The 503-nt window shown below is 70.4% G+C and carries 1 protein-coding gene; it reads right to left on the reverse strand.

The genetic code is table 11. From position 1 onward, the window contains the following. Positions 1–503, reverse strand: a 503-nt coding sequence (locus tag FB586_RS19090) for an AI-2E family transporter (RefSeq protein ID WP_136520888.1), incomplete at both ends; no start/stop codon positions are given.

The raw sequence follows: 503 nt of genomic DNA on the forward strand, positions 1-503 counted from the left end.
GCACCGCGAAGAAGGCGCCGGTGATGCCGAAGAGGGTGCCCCCCAGCGTGACCGCGAGCAGGACGACGGCCGCGTGCAGGTCCATCGACTTGGACTGCAGGACGGGGGACAGCACGTTCCCCTCGATCTGCTGCACCACGACGATGAGGGCCAGGACGAGCAGGGCCCCGGTCACACCGTTGGACACCAGTGCGACCAGCACCGCGACGATGCCGGCCACGAACGCTCCCGCGATCGGGACGAAGCCCGCGACGAACGTGAGGACGGCGAGTGGCAGGGCCAACGGGACGCCGATCACGACCAGGCCGACGCCGATGAGCACCGCGTCGATGAACGAGACGAGCGCCTGCGTCCGGATGAACCCGCTGAGCGTGTCCCACGAGCGCTGCCCCACCTCCTGGAGGTGGCCGCCCGCGGTGGGCCCGGCGAGGCGGCCCACCCACGGCAGGAAACGCGCGCCGTCCTTGAGGAAGAGGAAGCTCAGGATGAGCACCAGGACGAGG

It is taken from the genome of Cellulomonas telluris (assembly GCF_004886325.1).
Taxonomy (GTDB): domain Bacteria; phylum Actinomycetota; class Actinomycetes; order Actinomycetales; family Cellulomonadaceae; genus Cellulomonas; species Cellulomonas telluris.